Source organism: Bifidobacterium aerophilum (genome assembly GCF_010667685.1).
Lineage (GTDB): Bacteria > Actinomycetota > Actinomycetes > Actinomycetales > Bifidobacteriaceae > Bifidobacterium > Bifidobacterium aerophilum.
Map to the genome: position 1 here is coordinate 43,959 of NZ_WHZW01000010.1, position 22,475 is coordinate 66,433.

A 22,475-nucleotide genomic window follows, 5' to 3' on the forward strand; every position below is an offset into this window, starting at 1 on the left:
GACGTTCCGGCGGTTGAGCTGTATCGTCTAGGGGCGAGTCGGTTATCGACCCGCCCCTTTTTCATATGCGTCGGAGGCAGGCCTTCACCCGCGGAGAAAAGGGACGCGACATGTGGACCGATGCCTCTCCGGGCATCTCCCGTCATACATGCCGTCGAAAGGTCCACGCCCGTGAACGCCTTAGCGAAATGTACTTGCCGTCCACACCGTCGAAGGGCTTTTCGAAAACTTTGAGGCAGGTTCCCTATTCCGCCAGGGTCTTTCTTCAAACCTTGAGGCAGTCTGCCTGCATATCTTCACGCTGAAAGGCCCCGAAGGGGGATGTGATGACGACTTTCCGCAAAGGAACTGCCTCAAAGTTCGAAAAAAGACTTCTGCATACCAGTAAATCTGCCTCAAGGTTTGGAGGAAGCTATCGCTGCCCCGCTCACAGCGTGAGACGGCAAGCCGTATACCCGCCTCTCGTGTCCACCCTCTCAGCGACCGTCGAATACACGAAGCAAAAGGGAGCAGAGCGACGCCAACCGATCCTCGTTTCTCCCGATTCGTCACGTAACCCAACGCCGATCACGGCGACGCAAGCAACCGCGAACCCCGAGAGAACCGAGAAGAGCATATGGGACTGAACGATTTCTGGATTCTGCTGGCGATGGGCATCTATTTCGCCGCGATGCTATCCGTCGGATTCGCGTTCTCCAAACGCTCCAACTCGTCGTCGCAGGAATATTTCGCGGGCGGCCGTGGCGTGGGGCCGTGGCTCACCGCATTGTCCGCCGAAGCGTCCGACATGTCGGGTTGGCTGCTCATGGGCCTGCCCGGCCTCGCGTATTTCACGGGCGCGGCCGATCCGATGTGGACCGCGATCGGTCTCGCCGTCGGCACGTACCTCAACTGGAAGCTCGTCGCACGCCGCCTGCGCCGCTATTCGGTGGTCGCCGGCGATGCGATCACCATCCCCGATTTCTTCTCCAAACGTTTCCATGACCGCGAGAACATCCTGTCGACCATCGCCGCGTTCATCATCCTCGTGTTCTTCTGCGTGTACGTGGGCAGCTGCTTCGTTACGGTCGGCAAGCTGTTCGCCACGCTGTTCGGCTTCGACTACCACCTCATGATGGTGCTCGGCGCGATGGTCGTGTTCGTATACACCATCGTCGGCGGCTATCTGTCGGTGGTGGTGACCGACTTCATCCAGGGCATGCTCATGTTCTTCGCGCTGGCCGTGGTGTTCGTCGGATCGGTCGCCTCGGTTGGCGGCGTCGGCAACACGGTCGCGTTCCTGCGCGCCATTCCCGGATTCCTGTCGGGCACCGAGGTCGCGGTGCCGACGCTCAACGACCTCGGCGAGCAGATCATCCGTGACGGACAGGCCGTGTTCTCCGCACCGCGCGACTACGGCATCATCACCATCGTGTCGATGATGGCTTGGGGCCTCGGCTATTTCGGCATGCCGCAGGTGCTCGTGCGGTTCCTGTCGATCCGCAGCGTGGAGGAGATCCGCAAGTCGCGCATCATCGCGACCTCGTGGTGCGTGCTGTCACTGGCGTGCGGCGTATGCATCGGACTGGTGGGCCGCGCGATGCTGCCGACCGAGTTCCTCACGCAGGCCAGCGCCGAGAACGTGTTCATCGTGATCGCGCAGACGCTGCTGCCGAGCTTCCTGTGCGGCGTGGTCGTGTCCGGCATTTTCGCCGCGTCGATGAGCTCGTCGTCGTCCTACATGATCATCGGCGCGTCCGCGATGGCGGAGAACCTGTTCCGCGGCGTGATGCACCGCAAGGCGACCGATCGCCAGGTGATGATGGTGGCGCGCGCCACGCTCGTGCTCATGTTCGTGTTCGGCGTGATCGTGGCCTATGACCAGAACTCCTCGATCTTCCAGGTCGTCTCGTACGCGTGGGCCGGCCTTGGCGCCTCGTTCGGCCCGCTGATGCTGTGCTCGCTGTACTGGCGCCGCACCAACCGTCCGGGTGCGATCGCCGGCATGCTCGTCGGCACGGCGACCGTGCTGGTCTGGCACGAGTTCGTCAAGCCGCTGGGCGGCGTGTTCGCGATCTACGAGCTGCTGCCCGCGTTCCTGCTGTCGCTGGCCGCGATTGTCGTGGTGTCGCTGGCCACCGCGGCACCGAGTGACGAGGTGCTGTACGAGTTCGACCATTATCTCGATCCGATCGGCACGATGGACGACGACGGGCTCATCACCGCCGAAGTGGTGGACGAGCGCTAGCGCGCCGCCCTTCGCGGACCGCGCCAACGCGGCAGACACGTTCCGGGCGGATTGTCGGCAGGACGAACCTCCGGAGCCCGGAGCGCCTGCCATCAAGGCGACTTCCCGGCAACAATCACCCAGTTATCCACAAAGTTATCCACATTCCAGCAGGAGATGCAGGACAAAACCGACTTGATCCAGTACGGTCGCAACCATGTCCAATGAATCGCTCTCCCTCACGGCACTTACCGAGCTCAAGGTCATGCGCATGCAGGCCTGTGACACGCTGCAACGGCACAGCCGGCAGCGGCTCATCTATGCGCTGGACACCGCCCTGGAATTACTGTCCATCGAAAAACCCAGAACACGCACCGCAGCCAAACAGCGGGGACTGATCCAGACGATCGTCTCATCACCGAGCAAACGCAGCCATCTGGCAGGAGTGCGCTATTTGGCAAGAACCAGCCCTATAGAAACGCAGATCGTGGGCCGGTGGTTTGAATGCACAACCCCGGTGTGCACATGGGCTCATTATGCGAGCACGCTCACGCTGGGAGAATTGATCGTGCTCGCCGAATCCATGATGCGCCGGGATAAACGCCTGAAGCGTGCGGGCATCAACGACTTCCTTCGGTATCTCCAGCAGGCACGGCAATTTTCGGGAATTCGTAAATGTCGTCTTGCGCTTCGCGTGGTGCAGGAGAACACCGACTCATCGATGGAAACGAGAACCAGACTGGTTCTTATGAGATACGGGTTACCGGCACCGGTCGTCAATTACGAACTGCATCTCAGCGGACGAGCCAGACCTTTGTTCATCGATATGGCCTATCCCGAGCTGAAAATCGCAATCGAATACGACGGCAACCATCATCGCTTCAGCAGCGCGCAGGTGTTGGCGGACGACAAACGACGCGAGATGATCGAAGACGCCGATTGGTTATATATCAAAGTCACGTTTGTGGATTTGCAGAGCGAAGCGGGCGAAGAGCGGCTGGCGCAACGGGTGGCCACTGCCATGGAGAAGACGACGAAAAAGCCGATCCCATTGGAGCCGAGGCTGACCATCGAGCAGGTCTGCGACGGTCACCGGCTACGCCGGAAACCGCCGTGGGCGCGGTAAGCGGTCCTTTTCGTGAACTTTGAGGCAGTTTTCCCCGTTTGCGGGGGTCTTCCTCCAAAGTGTGAGGCAACCGTACGAGCCACAACCTGCTTCTTGCAGGCAAAAAGGGCTTGCGACGTGCGAAACCGGAACAAGCACTGCCTCAGACTTTGAGGAAAGACCCCCGCAACCAGGGAAACCCGCCTCAAAGTTCGAAGAAAACCTGAATCTACGCGCAGTCAATACAGGTTTTAGACAACCACAACGCAATCACCGCCCTCACGGTCGCGCCACACGCAGAACGGGGGCTCCGCCGCGCCCACGGCGAAACCCCCGTTCGTGACATTCGTGTTGCGCCCCGGGTCAGATGTCGTAGCGCCAGGACTTGTCGGTGATGACGCGGGCCATCGCCAGGCCGATCGGCAGGCAGATGATGACCATGAACGCACGGAACGCCCAGTCGAGCGCGTTCAGCGTCTGGAAGCTGCCGAGATACCACATCGCGCGGTACATATACATGCCCGGCACCATGATGACGATCGACGGCACGGTCAGGCAGATGCGCGGATAGCCGAGGTGCGGCGGCAGCCAGCCCTTGCGCACCGACGAGCGCCACACGGTGGCGAGGATGCCGGCCAGAAACGCGCCGATGAACGCGCCCGCCTCGGCGGGCACGCCCATGTCCACGATCTCGAGGCGCAGCGTATCGGTGACCATGCCGATCACGGCGGCCGTCAGGCACATGCGCTGCGGCGAGTTGAACATCACGGAGAAGCCCCACACGCCAAGGAACGCGAACACCGCGCGCAGCAGCATGTTGACCCATGGATTGAGCCCGAGCGGCTCGAATCCCTGCGGGTTCAGGTGCACGATCGTGGCGACCATCCATCCGGCGAGCGTAGCCATGAGGATGATGCACAGCACGTAGGTCACGCGCTGCACGCCAGACGGGAAGTCGATCTTCGCCATGTCAAGCCCGCCCGTGATGAGCGGGAACCCGGGGATGACGAACAGCATCGCGCCGATGTACGCGGTGTCGTGCTGCAACGCGACCGGGTCGAACAGGCCGATCAGGCGCAGCATGCCCGTGCACGCGAGCGCCGCAACGGCAACGCACACGAACGTGACGAAGAACTGGTTGAGATGGCGCTTGAACAGCAGTCGGCGCAGCCAGTGGCCGAGCCCGGCGCCGACGAACGCGCCGACCATGTCGTACGGGCCGCCGCCGAGCAGGAACACGAAGGATGCGCAGGCGATCGCGGATGCGAGGCCGGCGAAGGCGGGGGAGTAGAGCGGCTTGCGGCGTTCGATCATGTCGAGCCGCTGATGGGCCTGACGCACGGTGATGCCGGGACGGCCGGAGACATGTTCCCGGCCGACGTGGTCGAAATGTTCGGCGTATTGGCCTTTCGGCGGCTTGTGAGCGTGCTTGCGTGCGTCGGGCGCGGTCGGGATGAACCCGCCGTCCGGGGCCGGATGATGCTTGACGTGGTCGCGGATCGGTCGGGATTCCGCTGTCGAACGGCCTGGATGACCGGCCGCCTGGCCTGCGGCCACCGGATCCGCGGAGGCCGGACCCTCATCGGCGACTTCCGGCCGGGCATCACCGGAGATCCGATAATCCTCGGCTGACGCGCCGGCCTGCGCCGCCTCGTCTTTCTCCGCCTGTTCGACGGCTGCCCGCGCTGCGAGCGACTGCGTCATCGCGGACTGCGACCAGTCGGTTTCGTGGACGTGCAGCTGGTGCGCCCGCGGATCGCCCGGATCCGCATGCTGGCTGGCGGCTTCAAGCGCGTCGAGTACGGCGTCCTGGCCCGGTTCAGGGGCGGACGTCCCAGCACCCGCGCCTTTCTCGTGCTTCTCCTCCTCGCGCAGCTGCTTGGCGAGCTGGGCCGACACCTGCGAGGCGTCTTTGGTGTCGAGGTGCTGCATGAGCCCCTTCGACACTTCGGGCCGGCTGTGGTACATGGAATCCTCGCCGAGGTTGACGCTGAACCAGTCGGCGAAGTGTTCGAGCAGCCAGATGCGTTCGGTGTTGACGCCGGTGGACGGCAGGTCGATGACTTCGGTGATGCGGTCCTTGCCGTCGGTGCAGGCCGCCTCGATGTCGGTGAGGTTGACGTCGGCGCGCACGTGCACGCCGAGCGGGTAGGCGATGCGGTGCATCATCTCGCGCACGCGGAACGATCCGGTGCCGGCGGACAGGTCGAGCAGGCCGACGCGCACGATGACGCTGGCTTTCGCGGCGATGCCCGCTTCGGTGATGGGTTTGTCCCAGTCACGCTCGATGTCTTCCATGTCGAGCGGGATGGAATGCGTGTGGAAATGCTGTACCGCGACGGCGCTGCTCTCGCCGTCCTCTCGTTCGTATTGATGCCCTTGACTCACGTTTTCAGGTTTACCGCGCGCCGTGGGCGAGTGCGACGACGGTCATATTCGAGTCCGTATCGTGGATATCCATATCTCATATCCGCACCCTGTACCGATACATCCACGCAGCGCAACCGAACACGGATTCATGTTCGCATCCCACACCCCGAACCTCGTAACGAAAGTGTCGATAACCCGGTTTTACAATGGCCCCACAACCGTTGAACCAACGGCTTTGGGTTCGCAACGACCGACTAACACAACCGCGGAGGAGCCGCGGATGGTCGGCAGACCGAACAACCGGGAGTTCAGCAAAGGAGGTCTGATGACAACTAATGATCAGCAGATCACGCCCGCCGACGCCACGATCGTGACGTCCGGTCTGGGGACCAAAGGCCCCGAAGAGCGTGATCTTCCCGAGTCGCTCAAATACGACATGGACCTGTGTCTGCGCATTCTGCGCGATGTCTTGGGCGAATTCGATCCCGAACTTCTCTCCACGTTCGACACGGTGCGCAATTACGCCGTGGAGGCCAGCGCCGAGCATTTCGAAGGCATGCTTGACCCGAATCCCGATCAGGACGGGCTCAAGAAGGCCGTGGAGACCATCGACAACATGTCGCTGCATGACGCGCAGCTGCTTGCCCGCGCGTTCACCACGTACTTCCATCTGGCGAACCTGAGCGAGGAGAACTATCGCGTCTCCGTGCTGCGCCAGCGCGAGAACGAGGTCTCCGGCGATCAGGCGTACGATCCGGTGAACGAGATGACCTCCGCCTACCACCAGCTCATCAATGAGATGGGACCGGCCAAGGCGAAGGACCTGCTCGAAAAGCTCGAGTTCCATCCGGTGTTCACCGCGCACCCGACCGAGGCCCGCCGCAAGGCGGTCGAAGGCAAGATCCGCCGCATCGCCGAACTGCTCGAGGAGCACCGCACGCTGGGCGGCTCCGACCGCAAGGAGAACAGCCGCCGTCTGTACAACGAGATCGACGCCCTGTTCCGCACTTCGCCGATCGCGCTCAAGAAGCCGACCCCGGTCGAGGAAGCCGACACGATCCTCGACATCTTCGACAACACGCTGTTCCACACGATCCCGGCCGTCTACCGTCGTTTCGACGACTGGGTCCTCGGCGACAAGGCCGGCCTGGTCGAACCGGTGTGCCCCGCGTTCTTCCACCCGGGCAGCTGGATCGGCTCCGACCGCGACGGCAACCCGAACGTCACCGCGAAGGTCAGCCGCCAGGTCGCCCGCAAGTTCTCCGATCACGTGATCGGCGCCCTTGAGGAGGCCACCCGCACGGTCGGCCGCAACCTGACCATGGAAGCCGGCACCACGCCGGCCAGCGCCGAGCTGCTCAACCTGTGGAACCACCAGAAGGAAATGAGCGAGCGTCTGACCGACAAGGCCGCACTGATCTCCACCAAGGAGATGCACCGCGCCGTCATGCTGGTCATGGCCGATCGACTGCACTACACGATCGAACGCGACGCCGACCTCATGTACCATTCGGCCGAGGACTTCCTCGCCGACCTCAAGGTCGTCCAGCGTTCGCTGGCCGAGGCGGGCGCCAAGCGTTCCGCGTACGGCCCGCTGCAGGACCTGATCTGGCAGACCGAGACGTTCGGCTTCCACATGGTCGAGATGGAATTCCGCCAGCATTCCGTCGTGCACGCGCGTGCGCTCGAGGACATCCGCGAGCACGGCCTGCATGGCGAACGCGGCCCGCTGCAGCCGATGACGCACGAGGTGCTCGACACGTTCCGCGCGCTCGGTTCGATCCAGAAGCGCAACGGCATCAAGGCCGCGCGCCGTTACATCATCTCGTTCACGAAGTCCGCTCAGAACGTGCGCGACGTGTACGAGCTGAACCGCCTCGCGTTCGCGCATCCCGAGGACGTGCCGACCATCGACGTGATCCCGCTGTTCGAGCAGCTTGAGGATCTGGAGCATTCGGTGGACGTGCTTGAGGAGATCGTCAAGATCCCCGAGGTGCAGGCTCGCCTGAAGGCCACCGGCAACAAGATGGAGGTCATGCTCGGCTACTCCGATTCCTCGAAGGACGCCGGCCCGACCACCGCGACGCTCGCGCTGCACTCCGCCGAACAGCGGATCGTCGCGTGGGCCGAAGGCCACAAGATCGACCTGACCCTGTTCCACGGCCGCGGCGGCGCCGTCGGCCGTGGCGGTGGCCCCGCGAACCGCGCGGTGCTGGCCCAGCCGAAGGGTTCCGTGAACTGCCGCTTCAAGCTGACCGAGCAGGGCGAGGTGATCTTCGCCCGTTACGGCAACCCGATCCTGGCCGTGCGCCACATCGAGTCCGTCGCCGCCGCGACGCTGCTGCAGTCCGCGCCGAGCGTCGAGAAGACGAACACCGAGATGACCGCGAAGTACGCGGACATGACGGCGAAGCTGGACGAGGCCGCGCACAACCGCTTCCTCGACCTGCTGCAGACCCCGGACTTCGCGCCGTGGTTCTCGACCGTCACGCCGCTGACCGAGGTCGGCCTGCTGCCGATCGGCTCCCGCCCGGCCAAGCGCGGCCTGGGCGCGAAGTCGCTCGACGATCTGCGTACGATCCCGTGGGTGTTCTCGTGGGCGCAGGCTCGCATCAACCTGGCCGCTTGGTACGGTCTGGGCACCGCGTGCGAACAGTTCGGCGATCTCGATACGCTGCGTGCAGCGTACGAGGAGTGGCCGCTGTTCTCGACGTTCATCGACAACATCGAGATGTCGCTGGCCAAGACCGACGAACGCATCGCGAAGATGTACCTCGCGCTGGGCGACGATCCGGAGCTGTCCAAGAAGGTGCTCGACGAGATGGAGCTGACCACGAAGTGGGTGCTCAAGATCGTCGGCGACAAGTGGCCGCTGCAGCACCGTCACGTGCTCGGCCAGGCGATCCGCGTGCGTTCCCCGTATGTGGATGCGCTGTCCGTCACGCAGTTCCTCGCCCTGCGTTCGCTGCGCAAGAAGGTGGACAAGGAAGAGCTCAGCCAGAGCCAGCAGGCAGGCTACATCTACCTGATCCTGTGCACCGTTTCAGGCGTCGCCGCCGGCCTGCAGAACACGGGCTGACGTTTGCGTCGGTGTATCGCAACTCACGTTGCGATACACCGGTTGGGAAGCCCTGTGGGCTTCCCAACACGCAAACGTAGGAGGTTTTTCGCGTTATAGCGAAGCGCACGCGAAAAACCTCCAGTACAGCAAGGTCTCCGCTCCTTCAGCGGAGACCTTTCCTTTTCCCCGCTTCCATCCGCCTACAATGAATCCCATGCTTCACATCGCCGTAGTCGAAGACGACCCCGCATACGCCCGCACGCTGACCCAGTGTCTTGACCGTTTCGCCGCAGAACATGACACTTCCCTGCACTATGACGTGTTCGACGACGGAGCGAAAATCGCCGGCGACTACCGCCCTGTCTACGACATCATTCTCATGGATATCGAGATGCCCGGTATGGACGGCATCACCGCCGCAAAGGAAATCCGCAGAATCGATGCCGACGTCGTCATCATCTTCATCACCAGTATGGCGAAATACGCGATCACGGGCTATACCGTGCAGGCGAGGGCGTATGTGCTCAAACCCATCAACTATTACGGGCTGTCATTGGAACTGCAAGGCGCCATCAACGCGGTCAACCGCAACCGCAGCCAACACGGAAGGTCGCTGCTGTTGCAGACGGGCGGCAGCGTCACGAAGGTCGCGCTGACCGACATCACGTATCTGGAAAGCCGCCGCCATGACCTGTTCATTCACACGACCGACGGCGTGCTGCGGGTCCGCGGATCGCTGAAGACGATGGAAGGCGAGATCAACGATCCGACGTTCGCCCGGTGCGGCGTGAGTTATGTGGTGAATCTGGCGCATGTCAGCGGCGTGACCGATGCGAAGGAGGCGATCGTCAACGGCGACCGCGTGCCGATCAGCCGGCAGAAGTACAAGGATTTCATGGCCGCGCTGGTGATGTATCTGTCAGGCTCGGCATCGGCCAACCGTACGGTTTCACAGGAGGTTTCACGATGATCGACGCATTGACGATGCCCTTCACGCTGCTCTGCGGCATGACGGCCGTCTACGGCCTGGTTCCCGCCCGCGCCCGCACCTCAGCCTTCGCGAACGCCAATCCCGCGATCATTGCCCGATCCGCGACGATCACGATCGCGCTACTCGTCGTCGCGTTTCTCGCCAAACTCGAATTCGTCAACTTCGACACCAATTCCACCGCGATCGAGGCGCCTCTTTGTCTCCTGCTTCTGGCGACGTTCACGCTGACCGTGCCGCGCATCCGCCCGATGCAGGCCCTCTACGTCGCCGCATGGGCGCAGATCCTTGCCGAAATGGGATTCGAATGCGTCGATCTCGTCACCAACGGACTGTCCGAACCGGCGCACGTCGTCTGCCGGACCGTGTTGTCCGTGTTATGCGCGGCCGCATTGTACGCCGCATGCCGACGCTGGCTTGCGCCGCAACTGCAGGTCAACGGATCGTATCTCATCGGCCGCCGCAAACTCGCGTTCGTCGTGGCGATCGTCATCCTGTTCCTGCTGCTGTCGAACTATCAGCTGATCTTCCTGCTGATCGGCTCACGCGGCCATTCGTACATGGTGCCCGCGTTCCGTCTCATGACGGGAACGCTAAGCCTCGCCGCACTGTATCTGCAAAACGATATCGAGAAACGGCAGCAGGCGCAGCTGGAACTCAACATGGTGCAGCAGCTGTGGCAACGGCAGCAAAGCCAGTACGCAACCGCGAAGGAAAACATCGACATCATCAACCGCAAGTGCCACGATCTGAAATACCAGTTGGCCGCGTTCCGCGCGATGCGGGGCGACACGTCGCGCGACGACGCCGAAATCGATCGCAAACTCGGCGAAGTGGAACGGTCGGTGATGATCTACGACGCGACCTTCGACACCGGCAACCCCGTGCTCGACGTGGTGCTTACCGAGAAAAGCCTGTATTGCGAGGCTCATCACATCACCATGACGTGCATGGCGGACGGCAAGGCGCTGGATTTTCTCGACAAGGCCGACGTGTACGCGCTGTTCGGCAACGCGATCGACAATGCGATAGAAAGCGTGGCGAAACAGCAGGATCCAAACAAGCGTGTGATCCAGGTGTCGGCTTACGCGGACAACGGTTTTCTGATGATCCGTTTCCGCAACTACTGCGATGTGCCGGTCACGATCGGCGACGACGGTCTGCCGACCACCAGCAAGACGCATGAACCGGGATACCACGGGTACGGTCTGCGTGGGATTCGCTATACGGCCGAGCAGTACGGCGGCACGATGGACATTCACATCGAGCCGGAATCGTTCACGTTGCGCGTGATGATCCCCGTACCGACCGGCGCGTGACGTTTCTCGTCGTATTTGGCTGCACACGGCGCGAACGCGTCGGCATGCGCATGCGGTAACGCACGGCGCGCGACATACGACAAAGCCGGCGCCGCGGCGGGAACGAGTCCCGTCACGGCGCCGGTCGGGGGAGGAGAAGACCGTCACTTACCGCCGGTGATCGCCTTGAGCAGCGCGTTCTTGCACATGCACAGCACGAACACCACCGCGCACACGACGAACGCGATCAGGCTCGGCGTCAGCACCATGTCGTTGGTGCCCGAGGTGAGCACGTAGCCGATGGACCAGCTCAGGATCTGCACGTTAGTGACGGCAAGCCCGTAGACCACGGCCGCGAGGATGCCGATCGACGCGCTGGCCACGATCAGCAGCAGCCAGACGAGGTTGATGGCCGGATTGTTCTTCAACGCTTCGTACTTGTTCATCGAGACGTTCATCGTCGATCACTTGTCCTTTCCATTGTCGATGACGGTGATCTTCGTGCGAGGCACGCACCATGCGCGTACAGGCAGCAGCAGGAACGAGGCGAGCGCAAGCAGGGCGAGTACCACATCGCCGGCGACCCACATCCACTCCCAGTTCACGTCGTACTTGCCGCTGACTTCGGCGGCCTTGCTGTTGGCGTACACGTAGAGGATGTTCTTGGCGGCGCGCTGCATCTGTCGGATGCCGTAGTTGCTCTTGAGCGTGATGTCGGTGTAGCCGCAGTTGCCGCTGGCGCGGGTGAGCATCATATCGTTGCCGGCCGCGATCGCGTAGTCGGGGAGCATGTAGTAGTCGCCGCCAGGACCGACGCCGTCGGTGATGATCTTGCCCTGGAAGCCCCACTCGTCACGCGGCAGTTCGTTGACCAGCGCCTTGGTGGCGGAGCTCCACGAGGTGCCGATGCGGGAAAGCTCGGTCATCAGGCCGGTGCACTTCGCCTTCTTGATGGCCAGCTCGAACGGGCGGGCATAGATCTCGCGCAGGGCCTGCTCGTTGCACCAGTTGGCGGCGCCGTCTCGGTTGGTATCCTGCGTGTTGAGCATGTAGTGTTTGGCGTACACGTACACGCCTTCGCCCTGCATGCCGCTTACCTCGGCCACGGCGAGCAGGCCGGAGAGGGTCGGGTCTTCGGAGAAGTACTCGAAGTTACGGCCGCCGAACGGGGAGCGGTGCGTGTTCATGGCCGGCGCGTACAGGCCGACGATGCCCCACGACAACGCTTCCTGAGCGTAGATCTTGCCCATCTCCTTGACGAGTTCGTCGTTCCAGGTCATGCCCATGAGCACTTCGGACGCATACGCGTTCATCCTCGTGCCGGAGAAGTTGAAGCCGTTGAGTCCCTGCGGGCCGTCGATGTCGGTGGTGGCCTTCTTGCCGACGGATTCGATGGCGGAGGTCTGCCAGCCGGCGTTGCCGGTGAGCTCGATGAGTTCGTCGACGCTCATCTGCTCGACCAGCTTGTCCCACTGCTCGTCGTCGTAATCGACGCCGGCGAGATCGTCGACCTTGAGACCGTTATCCGCACCGGTTACGGGCGCCTCGGCGTTCGCGGCATCCTCGTCGGCGGTGTCGAGCACGGTCGAGCCGGGGCCGTTCGCCTCAAGACGCGCCTTGACCTCGGACGGGATCTTGGTCGGGTTGAGACGACGTTCGACCTTCGGGAACGTGCCGGACAGGTCGGCGCGCGACAGGTACGTCATGTTGGTTTCGAGCGAGCCGGCATCCTGGAACTCCTGCTGGGAGGTGGCGGCGACCTTATCGGTCGAGCGCTTGCCGTCATGCTCGTCGTCGTACGTGATCGTCTTGGCGAGATCGTACGTGAACGTCGACTTGTCGTTCTTCACGGTGTGCGAATCGGTGCGCAGGGTGAACGTGTACGTGCCCTTGTCCATCACGTACGCGCCGGCGTTCTTGTAGTCGAAGGAAGCCATGTCGTCGAACGTCATGGTGAGCTTCACGTCCTGCGATTCGCCCGGCTGCAGCTCGTCGGTTTTGGCGTACGCGCCGAGGTTGACAGCGGACTTTTCGATGCCGCCCTTGACGTACGGCGCGCTGTAGTACAGCTGCACCACGTCCTTGCCGGCCACGTCGCCAGTATTGGTGACCTTGACGGTGGCGGTCACGTCGCCGCCCTGGCCGTCGACCTGATAGTCCTCGAGCTGCCAGTCGAACGTCGTGTAGCTCAGACCGTAGCCGAACGGATACTGGACGATGCTGTCGTAGTCGCCGAAATCATACGTGGTGCCGTCGGCGTTCGTGATGACGGCCTTTTCGGCGGCCGCGGTCTCGTACCAGCGGTAGCCGGTGTAGATGTTCTCCTCGAAGTAGAAGTACTTGTCGGACATGTTCTGCTCGTAGTCGACGTAGTAGTTGTTGCCCATGTTGTAGTAGGACGGAGCGCTCTTGACGTCGTACGCGTAGGTGTCCACGAGGTGGCCGGACGGGTTGGTCTTGCCGAGCATCACGTCGGCGACGCCGCGCATGCCGGTGGCGCCCGGGCCGGCGATCTGCAGGGCCGCGTCCACGCCGTCGTCCTCAAGGAAGCCGAGTTCCATCGCGTGCGAGGAGTTGACGAGCACGATCACATGGTCAAAGGCCTGCTCGACATGCTTCAGCAGATCAAGTTCGGTGTCCTGCAGTTCGAGATAGCTCTTGCCCTTGTCGCCGCCGACCAGGCCTTCGCCGCTCTGCTCGTCGGTCACGCCCATATCCATCGGCAGGTCGCCGCCTTCGCCGCCGGCGCGGGAGAACACGACCACGGCCGTATCGCTGAACTGCTTGGCGGAGTCCATCATGTCGTAGACGTCGGTGCATTTGGCGTCGTAGATGTTGTAGTCGCCGCCGTTGGGCGAGAACACATTCCATGAGGCGCTGTCCTGGGACTTTTCGGTGTAGAAGTTCCACAGGTCTTCGTTGATCTCGAGCCCTTCGGCTTCGAACGACTCCTTGAGCGTGTCGTTGTAGGATGCGCCGGACGTGGAGCCGGAGCCGGAGCCGCCGTAGACGAGGTTGACGCTGCCGTAGCCGAACACGTTGATCTTGTTGGAGGTCAATGGCAGGGCGTTGTCGTTGTTCTTGAGCAGGGTGGCGCCTTCGCCGGCGATCTCCTGCGTGATGTCACGGGCGGACTGGTAGATTTTGTCGTCGCCGCCGTTCTTGATCTGCGCGTTGAGATCAAGGGTGGACGAAATGGTGCCGGAATAGCGGGTGAGGGCCACATTGGCGACGATCATCGCCATGACAAGGATCGTGGTGAGGATGAGGCCGATCACGCCGAACGACTTCTTGACCGGATGCACGAGCTTCTTCATCGCATCTCCTCCCGGTACTCCTGGTGGCTGCAACGCATGGCGTTCATGGTGCGTTCTCCTTCTCTGTGATTGAGGATTCACGGCGGCTTCGCCGGTTGATTGCCATTTCACAGGAAAGGCGTCGCACATGCCGGGCAAACGGCACGGTTGGTCGCGTTCGCGGCACGGTTGGTTACCACGCCGGGCTGTCACCGCGCCGGGCGTCCCCCGATTTTCCGCAAACCGCTCCACTGACGGACATGCAGCTGCTTCCGCAACCATTTTTCGACTGTATGTCCGTCAGGGAGGGACGTCGCGCAAGAATGAAAACCGGATGATTGACGGCAATCGTCCCGTCACCGTCGATTGGACAGTTCCTCCACAAACCGGTCAAAATCCGACTCCTGCGTATCGTTGAATCTACGGAACTCCGCAACGGCCTTAGCATCAGCCTGCTTCTTGCTCACCGTGCCCTTGCCCTGCAATGTCGCCCCGCCCGTAAACATGATGTACTGATTGCACAGTTCCACGCATTCGGCCATCGTGGTGGTCTGATGGTTGCGCACTCGCAGTTCGGCGGCATCCAGAAAACCGGAGACCAATTGATTGAGATGGCTGAGCTCATCTTCGCTGAGATAGTTCTTGGCAACTGTCACGTCTGACGAATGGATGCGTCCTTCCGGCGATCCTTTCCACGTCGTCAGCCCCATGTTCGGCTTGCCGGCATCGGCACGTTCGTTGATGATCTCCGCCGCGGTATGGCCGCTGACGGCGTAATGGAACCGATTCTGCACGTTCGCGAAGAAATCGCGCGCCTGCTGGCTTTTCGAATCGTAATCCACGCTGATGTCCTGGAACAGATCAGTGATCTTCTGATAGAACCGTCGTTCGCTGGCGCGAATGTCGCGGATGCGGCGCAGCAGTTCGTCGAAATAGTCCTTGCCGAACGGACGGCCGTTTCTCAGCATGTCGTCGTTGAGCACGAATCCCTTGATGATGTACTCGCGCAGTGTTTTCGTCGCCCATTGGCGGAAGCGGGTCGCCTTCATGCTGTTGACGCGGTATCCGACCGCGATGATGGCGTCAAGATTGTAGAACGCCACCGCACGATTGACCTTACGAACGCCCTCCTGCCGAACTATCCGGAAATTCCGGATAGTTGCCGATTCCTCCAGTTCTTGACTGGAGTATATATTCTTCAGATGTTCGTTCACCGTGCGCACATTGACGTCGAACAGCTCCGCCATCGCCTTCTGCGTCAGCCAGAACGTCTCGTCTTCGTACCGCACCTGAACCGGCACGTTGCGCCCGTCATCCTGATACAGCACGATGTTCGTCTCGACGGCGTCCGCCCCAGCCGCGTCACCGCCTTCAGGCACCGTCATCCCGTTCATCCGGTCCGTCATCGTGGTCATGGTGATCATCTCCTTCCCAGCGATCATCATCGGTCTCATGCTCCAGCTCCCGGAGCACGTCGGCAGCGTCTTTCCCGAAGAAATGGCACAAGGTCACGAACTCCAACAACGTCGGCGTACCGTTTTTCTTGCGTAGAATATCCATGACGCGGTTATGCGTCATGCCGGTACCCGCGCCGATGCGGCGATATGACGGCGTTTCGTCGGCATCCTCACGCAACCGCATGAAATACTCCGCCGTCAACCGTTCGAGTTCACTCCATTGTCTGCCTTTGACTGCCATGTTGCCACCCTATCATCTAGGTTGAATATTCACCCAACAAGCGTGTTGTTCACCCGCCCCAATGGGCATACGGCCGGAATCGAAGGTTGAATCGGCTGTATATGCGCTGGAAGATGCGGAAAAAGGAAAGGAACCCCGCCTATCGCCGCGCGGTGGACTCGCGCTCGATGAGCTTGTACCCCACGTTCACGGTCTGCGGGAAATACTCCTCGTCGGGGTGCTCGATGCGGCGCATGAGCAGCGAGACGGCCGTGTTCGCCATGCCCTTGAAATCCGTGGCGACGGTCGTCAACGACGGCACGGTGTACTGGCCGGACGTGATGCCGTCGAAGCCGATCACCATCACGTCGTCCGGAACCTTCACTCCGGCGTCGGCCAGGCCGCGCAGCACGCCGATCGCGATGCCGTCGTTCAGGCAGTACAGTCCGTCGTAGCCTGTCTCGCGCAACGTCTGCGCGATCGCATGGCCGGTCTCGATGCCGCCGTCGATCGACCATGCGGACTTGATGAAGTCGCGCGTCTCGTCGAACGGCAGTCCGGCGGCCAGGATCGCGGCCTTCGCGGAATGCATGCGCAGGTCGCGCGAGCCGGGGACGACGTTCGGGTTGCCGGGGTCGCGGTTGTCGCCGACGATGCCGATGCGCGTGCAGCCGCGCGCGACGAGATGTTCGATGGCCGCGCGGGAGCCTTCCGCGCTCGGTGCGTTCACGGTGTCGATGCCGGTGCCGGTTTCGTAGTTTTCGAGCATGACGGACGGATGCTCGTGCAGGATGTCGAGCGCGCGCGGCGCGTTGATCGCGATGATGCCGTCCGAGAACGTGTACGACAGATCGTTGCTGCCGTTCAGGTAGCGCGACAGTTCGATGAGCATGTGCGAGCCGCGACGGTTGACCTCGTCGGCGACGCACATCGACAGATGGGAGAAGTAGTCGCCTTCGAGACCGGACGTGAGGAACGTGATCGTGTCGCTGCGGCCGGAGCGCAGGGATCGGCCGGACAGGTTGGTTTTGTAGCCGAGTTTTTTGGCGGCCTCGCGCACGCGCTGGATGGTTTCGGGACGCACGTAATCCTTGCCGCGCAACGCGGCGGATGCGGTCGTGGCCGTGACCCCTGCCAGTTTGCCGACATCCTTGAGCGTTGCCATGCGATCCCTTTCTTTCCCTGTGATTACAGCGCTTTATCGTTAAGATTGATTCGTTAAGATTGATTGTAGGCCCGGTATTCGCGGCGACTCGCGGATACCGGGCCTACAACGACGTTTCGCCCCACGACACTTGGGACGGGACCGCCGGATTACCGGCTCGTCACCAGGTAGGTACGCGTGGTGACGCGGTCCTCGGACGTGACGATGATGCGCGTCTCATCCGATCCCACAGCCGGCGGCACCACGGTGATCGCGACATTGGAGCCAGCCACCGGCACCGGTTCGACGGCCGGTTGCGAACCGTCACCAGACATGCCGGATGCACCCGACGTATACGTCTCCACGTCCGGATCGAACGCGACCGGCTCGCCGTCGACGAGAATCCCTGCCAGATCGGCGTCGCCATGCGCCGCCGGAATCTGCGCGTCGCCCCGCACCTCGGTGATCGCCACGACTTCGCCGTCATCCGTATGGAAGGTGATACGAATGCGCGAGGTGCGCACCATCTCGAACGAGTACGTCGTTTCGTCGCCGTTCGAGACCATCTCGTTGCCCGGCTTGTCGCCGACGGTCGCGTACGCCCACGCCGCGTCGTTTTTCTGCTCGACCGGATGATGGGTCACGGACAGATCACGCACCGGCTTCCATGAAACCGCGTCATCCGACCCCGCATCCACGGAGCCGTCCACATCGAGATACTCGACATCCACGTGCTCCGGCAACACCACGCCGTCGCCGTCCAGGCAGTAGTACACCGTGAACGAGTCAAGCATGAACGGCGTCTCCTCGCCGTAGCCGAAGCGGTATTCCAGCCACGCCGTGTTCGACGGATCTCCGGCCGTCGACCAACGGTTTTTCAGGTTGTAGCCGAGGCGGGCGGTGTACGAGACGGTACCGTCCATCAGGTCAGCCACGTCCTCCTGCGCCTTCGGGTCGGCGTTGGTGTAGGAGGCGCGTACCTGCGGGTACACGTCGTTGCGGAACGAGAACAGGTCGCGGTTCTGCACATGCTCGTCGGTCACGCGAACATGCGCGACGGCACGGCGACCGGTCACCCCGGCGACCGCGCCTTCGACCGTGAACTCGCCCGGTGCGGCGACAGCCGTCGCGTCGATCGCATCCCACACGACCGGCAGGTCTTCCTTGAGTCCGTCGCTCCAGTAGACCGCGACGGTCGGGAAGGTCTCGGCCAGATCGGGCACGATATGCGTGATGGTCGCGATGGATACGTTGGCCACCGCGGATACCGCAACGACGACGATCGTGGCGTGTGCGGCCAGTCCGGTGTCGCCGACGGTTCCGGTGACGGTCACGCGACCAGGTTTGGCCAACGCATCGCCCGGGACCGGCTGCCAATCGACCGGAATCTCGGCATCGAATCCGTGGTCGAACGAGACAGTCGCCGCGGATGGCAGTTCGGGGGCCTCACCCACGATGGTACGCAACGTGACGTCACGCACGGCAGTCGGTCGCTTGGCATGCGTACCGTGCGCCACGGTGAGCGGCAGGGGAGCGCTGGCGACTACTGCGCCGCCGTAGGCGACGGTCGCGGTGACGTTCGCGGTTCCGGCGAGCACTGTGACGAGGGCATGATCAGCCCCGCCGGTCGCGGACTCGGTCCGACCGTAGGCAGGATCATCGGCGGCGAGCACGGCATGATTGGAGCTGTCGATGACAACGTGCGCGTCATCGAGGTCGATCGGCAGGCCGTTGGTATCGGTCGCGGAGACGACGACCGGCACGATCGTGTCTTCGACCGGATTGGCAACGGTCGCAGCGATGCTCACGTTGCCGACCGGAGCGGGGGCGATATCGAGACCGATCGTGTACGTGCGGCCTCGCTTGCCGTCTTCGGAAGTGACGTGTACGCGGTACGCGCCGTTCGGCCAGTTGGCCGGCGGCAGCACGTAGACGAGGTCGTTGCCTTCGGCTTCCGCCTCGATGACCGGCTTGGGCTGGTCGTAACGCTGGGCGAGCGTGTATTCGGTGCGTTCGGGATCGAAATCGGCAACTGGCTTGCCGTTGATGCGCAGCGAGCGAAGCGCAGGTTCGTTGATCGGCCGCTCGCCGTCGGCGAGGATGCGAACGGACGCATGCGCGGTCAGCGAGCGCGACGGACCGGACGCGCCGCCGGGCACTGCAACGGTTCCGGATACCGCGACAACGCCACCGCCCGCAGCATCGACACCATCGGGCAACGCATCCCACGTCACCGGCAACCGCATGAATCCGCCATCACTGGTGATCGCGGTTACGGCATCCGGCAACTCCACCGGGCGATCAGCGCCACCATCGTCGGCGACGGTCAACGCGACCGGCACTATGTCATCCACGGTCACCACGACCACATCAGCGAAGGTTTCACGTGAAACACCATCGCCGCAGTCGATCGCACCGCACACGCGGAACGCACCGGCCGCCGAACCGCAACCATCATCGACCGCATCCCACGTCACCGGCACCGCCCGCCTCGATCCGTCACCGAACCGTACGGTCACAGTCTCCGGCAACGTCGGCGCGACGCCCGCAACCGTACGCACGGCCACCGGCTCGACATCGACCACGTCACCGGCCGCCACGTTTCCGGCAACCGCAATCACGCACGACGCCTTCTTCAATCCCTTGCCACGCGCGGTCACGCGAATCGGCAACCCGGACCCGTCGGATGCGACGATCGCCACCACCAGACCGCTGTACGCGCGATGCGTGGCGGATTGCAGCGGCTCGGTGTTCGTCTGGCTGCCGTTGTCGGTGCCGAGCAGCCGGCCATGCTCCACGCTGAACGTCACCTCGTCGTCGGCACGCGGCACGGTCACGCCGATGTCGTCGGTCACGGCGGCAGTGACGTAGCTCAGATCCTTGCCGTCACCGGCGATCACGTGACGGTCGGCGGATAGCCGCAGAGCCGCCGGCGAACCCGGCGTGGCCTTGCTGTCACGCGCCACGATACGGCCCGTGGCATCGCGCGCCACGACCTCGATCACGCCCGGCTCGAACGGCACTTCCCAGTCGAGGCTGAGCTTGCGGCGACTCGGATTCGCCTTCGCGTAGCGGTACTGGAACGGCTTGTCCGCATGGGACGCATCCAGATGGAAGTCCGTGTCGAAGCTGTCGAATTCGCGCACGCCGAGCGATCGCCCGTTGAGGAACAGCTCGGCCGACGCCGCGTTCGTGTACGCCCACACGCTCACCGCCTCGCCGACGCTCCAGTTCCAGTGCGGCAGCAGATGCACCATCGGCGCATCGTCCGGGTCGGTCCACAGCGATTTGTAGATGTACCACTGATCCTTCGGGATGCCGGCCGTGTCGACCATGCCGTAGTAGGAGCGCAGCGGCGCAAGTACCGTGCCGTCGGACTCGGCCATGTCGGGCTTGGTCCAGTATGAGTTGGAGATGTACGGCGCAGGTTCGCCGATGTAGTCGAAGCCGGTCCATCCGAACTCGCCCACGTTGAACGGGATGTGGATGAGTCGCTCGAACGCGACGTCGATGTAATTGCCTCGCTTGCCGCGGATGTTGTAGGCGCTCAGCTCATAGGTCGTGTCATTCCACGACTTGCGGCCCGGCTCGAACTCGTACTTGCTGGTGTCGATCGGCGGCAGCACGGCCGGGCACTCGCTCACTTCGGTGGGGTAGACATAGTAGCCGCGGTTGGAGCAGATGTTCGCGCTTTCCGAGTTGACGATCACATCGTTCGGGTTCTTCTCGTGGACTTCGAGCATCTTGTCCTTGCTGATGTACGAGTAGCCGCGCACGTCCATGCGGTGATGGATGTCGTTGCCGATGCCGTCGATGCCCTTGGACAGGTAGGACGCGTCGTTGACGGAGTTCGGGCGGGTTGGATCGAGCAGGTGGCAGCGGCGCGTGAGGTCGGCCGCGATCGGCAGCTCGGATTCCTGCCAGGCGATTTCGTTGCCCATGCCCCACATGAATACGCTCGGCTCGTTGCGGTCGCGCAGGATCATGGCCTTGAGGTCTTCCGGGTAGTCCTGGGCGAAGTAGTTGGAGTAGTCGTTGCGGTTCTTCGGCGCGGTCCACATGTCGGTCAGCTCCTCGAGCACGAGCAGTCCGAGCCGGCTGCATTCGGCGACCTGCGTCTTGCATGCCGGATTGTGGCTGGTGCGGATCGCGTTGACCCCACCTTCCTTCATGATTTCAAGCTGGCGCGTGACGGCACGATGGTATGCGGCCGCACCGAGCGCACCTTGGTCGTGGTGCATGCACATGCCGAGCGCGCGCATGTTCACGCCGTTGAGGAACAGGCCGTGCTGCGGGTCGAGCGTGATCCAGCGCAGTCCGAAGCGTGTCTCGTACGTGTCGAGCACGGTGCCGTCGGCGGCGAGCAATGCGGTGCGCGCGAGGTATTGGTATGGGTCGGCGGTGTTCCACAAGTGCGGCTCGGCGATGGTGAGCATCTGTTCGGCGGTCGGTGCGGGCGCGTACTGTAAGTCGGCCGACGCAACGGATTCGTTGGCCGGCGCGGCAACGATACGACCAGTCATGTCAGTCGGCACCGCCGTGACGTCTGTCGTGTCTTCGGCGACGATATTGCCGTCCGCGTCGATGATGGTCGTGCGCAGCGTGACGGCTGTGGCGGCGGACGTTTCGTTGGCGATGGTGGTCTTGACGTTGACGTTGGCGACGCCGTGCGTGACATCGTCGGCCAGCGTCGGCGTGGTGATCTGCGTGCCGTACTGCGCGACGTGGATCGGATCGGTGACGATCAGCGTGATGTCGCGGTACAGGCCGGCACCGGCGTACCAGCGCGAGCTCGGCTCCTCGTTGACCGCACGCACGGTGACGACGTTGGGGTCGTCGCCGAAGCGCAGATGATCGGTCACGTCGAGTTGGAATGCGGTATAGCCATAATGGTGTTCGCCGACCTTGTCGCCGTTGATCCAGATCTCCGAACGGTCCATCACGCCGTCGAAGTCGAGCACGAACCGTTTGCCGGCGAGCGCGGCGGGGATGGTGAACGTCTTGCGGTACCAGCCTTCGCCAACCTTGAGGTAGCCGACGGTGGCGCGGGCGTTGCGCGAGAACCGCCCCTCCACGCCGAAGTCGTGGGGCACGGTGACCTCACGCCAGGAGGAGTCGTCGAAATCGGGGCGTTCCGCGCCGGACGGCGAGCCGCGGAAGAAGCGCCAGTCGCCATCGAAGTCGATGATCTGACGGCCGTCCGCGGACTCGACCAACGCCGGTTGCGGTTTGCTGACGGGAGGTTCGTAGGTGGTGAATTGCATGGGAAATGCTCCTTTGCGCATGGACACGAATGAAAAAGCGAAGTAGGGAAGGTGAGAGGGGAACCA

12 protein-coding genes are annotated in these 22,475 nt (G+C 62.8%); 5 read left to right on the top strand and 7 right to left on the bottom strand.

The window, feature by feature from the left end; genetic code table 11:
• Positions 1–616: 616 nt before the first annotated feature.
• Together GFD25_RS05830 and GFD25_RS05835 are read left to right on the top strand one after the other, a co-directional pair.
• Entirely contained in the window at positions 617–2,227 is a 1,611-nt protein-coding gene (locus GFD25_RS05830) for a sodium/proline symporter (protein WP_163230869.1), read from the top strand.
• 196 nt (positions 2,228–2,423) lie between these two features.
• Positions 2,424–3,332 carry a hypothetical protein gene (locus GFD25_RS05835; protein WP_163230871.1) on the top strand — a complete coding sequence of 303 codons (909 nt, stop codon included), beginning with the start codon at positions 2,424–2,426 and terminating at the stop codon, positions 3,330–3,332.
• Between the two features lie 342 nt (positions 3,333–3,674).
• On the opposite strand, the gene GFD25_RS05840 is transcribed toward GFD25_RS05835, so the two are convergent.
• Positions 3,675–5,609 (bottom strand): threonine/serine exporter family protein, encoded by a 1,935-nt coding sequence (locus tag GFD25_RS05840; protein ID WP_163230955.1) that lies wholly within the window; start codon positions 5,607–5,609, stop codon positions 3,675–3,677.
• 397 nt (positions 5,610–6,006) lie between these two features.
• Here GFD25_RS05840 and GFD25_RS05845 point away from each other — a divergent pair, with 397 nt between their 5' ends.
• The 3 genes from GFD25_RS05845 (at position 6,007) to GFD25_RS05855 (ending at position 11,049) form a co-directional block, all read left to right on the top strand.
• The gene (locus GFD25_RS05845; protein WP_163230873.1) at positions 6,007–8,760 is read left to right on the top strand and encodes a phosphoenolpyruvate carboxylase; all 2,754 of its coding nucleotides are present in this window, start codon (positions 6,007–6,009) and stop codon (positions 8,758–8,760) included.
• 196 nt (positions 8,761–8,956) lie between these two features.
• Positions 8,957–9,712, top strand: a complete 756-nt coding sequence (locus GFD25_RS05850) for a LytR/AlgR family response regulator transcription factor (protein ID WP_239512427.1) — start codon at positions 8,957–8,959, stop codon at positions 9,710–9,712.
• Positions 9,709–11,049, top strand: a complete 1,341-nt coding sequence (locus GFD25_RS05855; RefSeq protein ID WP_163230875.1) for an ATP-binding protein — start codon at positions 9,709–9,711, stop codon at positions 11,047–11,049. Before GFD25_RS05850 ends, GFD25_RS05855 begins: the two co-directional genes overlap by 4 nt.
• 143 nt (positions 11,050–11,192) lie before the next feature.
• Here GFD25_RS05855 and GFD25_RS05860 read toward each other — a convergent pair whose 3' ends face one another.
• The 6 genes from GFD25_RS05860 to GFD25_RS05885 form a co-directional block, all read right to left on the bottom strand.
• On the bottom strand, positions 11,193–11,474 hold the full coding sequence (locus GFD25_RS05860; protein ID WP_163230877.1) for a hypothetical protein: 282 nt from the start codon (positions 11,472–11,474) through the stop codon (positions 11,193–11,195).
• Between the two features lie 18 nt (positions 11,475–11,492).
• Entirely contained in the window at positions 11,493–14,345 is a 2,853-nt protein-coding gene (locus GFD25_RS05865) for a beta-glucosidase (protein WP_163230879.1), read from the bottom strand.
• A gap of 335 nt (positions 14,346–14,680) precedes the next feature.
• Positions 14,681–15,739: a virulence RhuM family protein gene (locus tag GFD25_RS05870; RefSeq protein ID WP_239512428.1), complete on the bottom strand. Its 1,059-nt coding sequence runs from the start codon at positions 15,737–15,739 to the stop codon at positions 14,681–14,683.
• Positions 15,696–16,022 (bottom strand): hypothetical protein, encoded by a 327-nt coding sequence (locus GFD25_RS05875; RefSeq protein WP_163230881.1) that lies wholly within the window; start codon positions 16,020–16,022, stop codon positions 15,696–15,698. Before GFD25_RS05875 ends, GFD25_RS05870 begins: the two co-directional genes overlap by 44 nt.
• 139 nt (positions 16,023–16,161) lie before the next feature.
• The gene (locus GFD25_RS05880; RefSeq protein ID WP_163230883.1) at positions 16,162–17,166 is read right to left on the bottom strand and encodes a LacI family DNA-binding transcriptional regulator; all 1,005 of its coding nucleotides are present in this window, start codon (positions 17,164–17,166) and stop codon (positions 16,162–16,164) included.
• Between the two features lie 149 nt (positions 17,167–17,315).
• Positions 17,316–22,409: an Ig-like domain-containing protein gene (locus tag GFD25_RS05885; RefSeq protein ID WP_163230885.1), complete on the bottom strand. Its 5,094-nt coding sequence runs from the start codon at positions 22,407–22,409 to the stop codon at positions 17,316–17,318.
• Between the last annotated feature and the right edge of the window lie 66 nt (positions 22,410–22,475).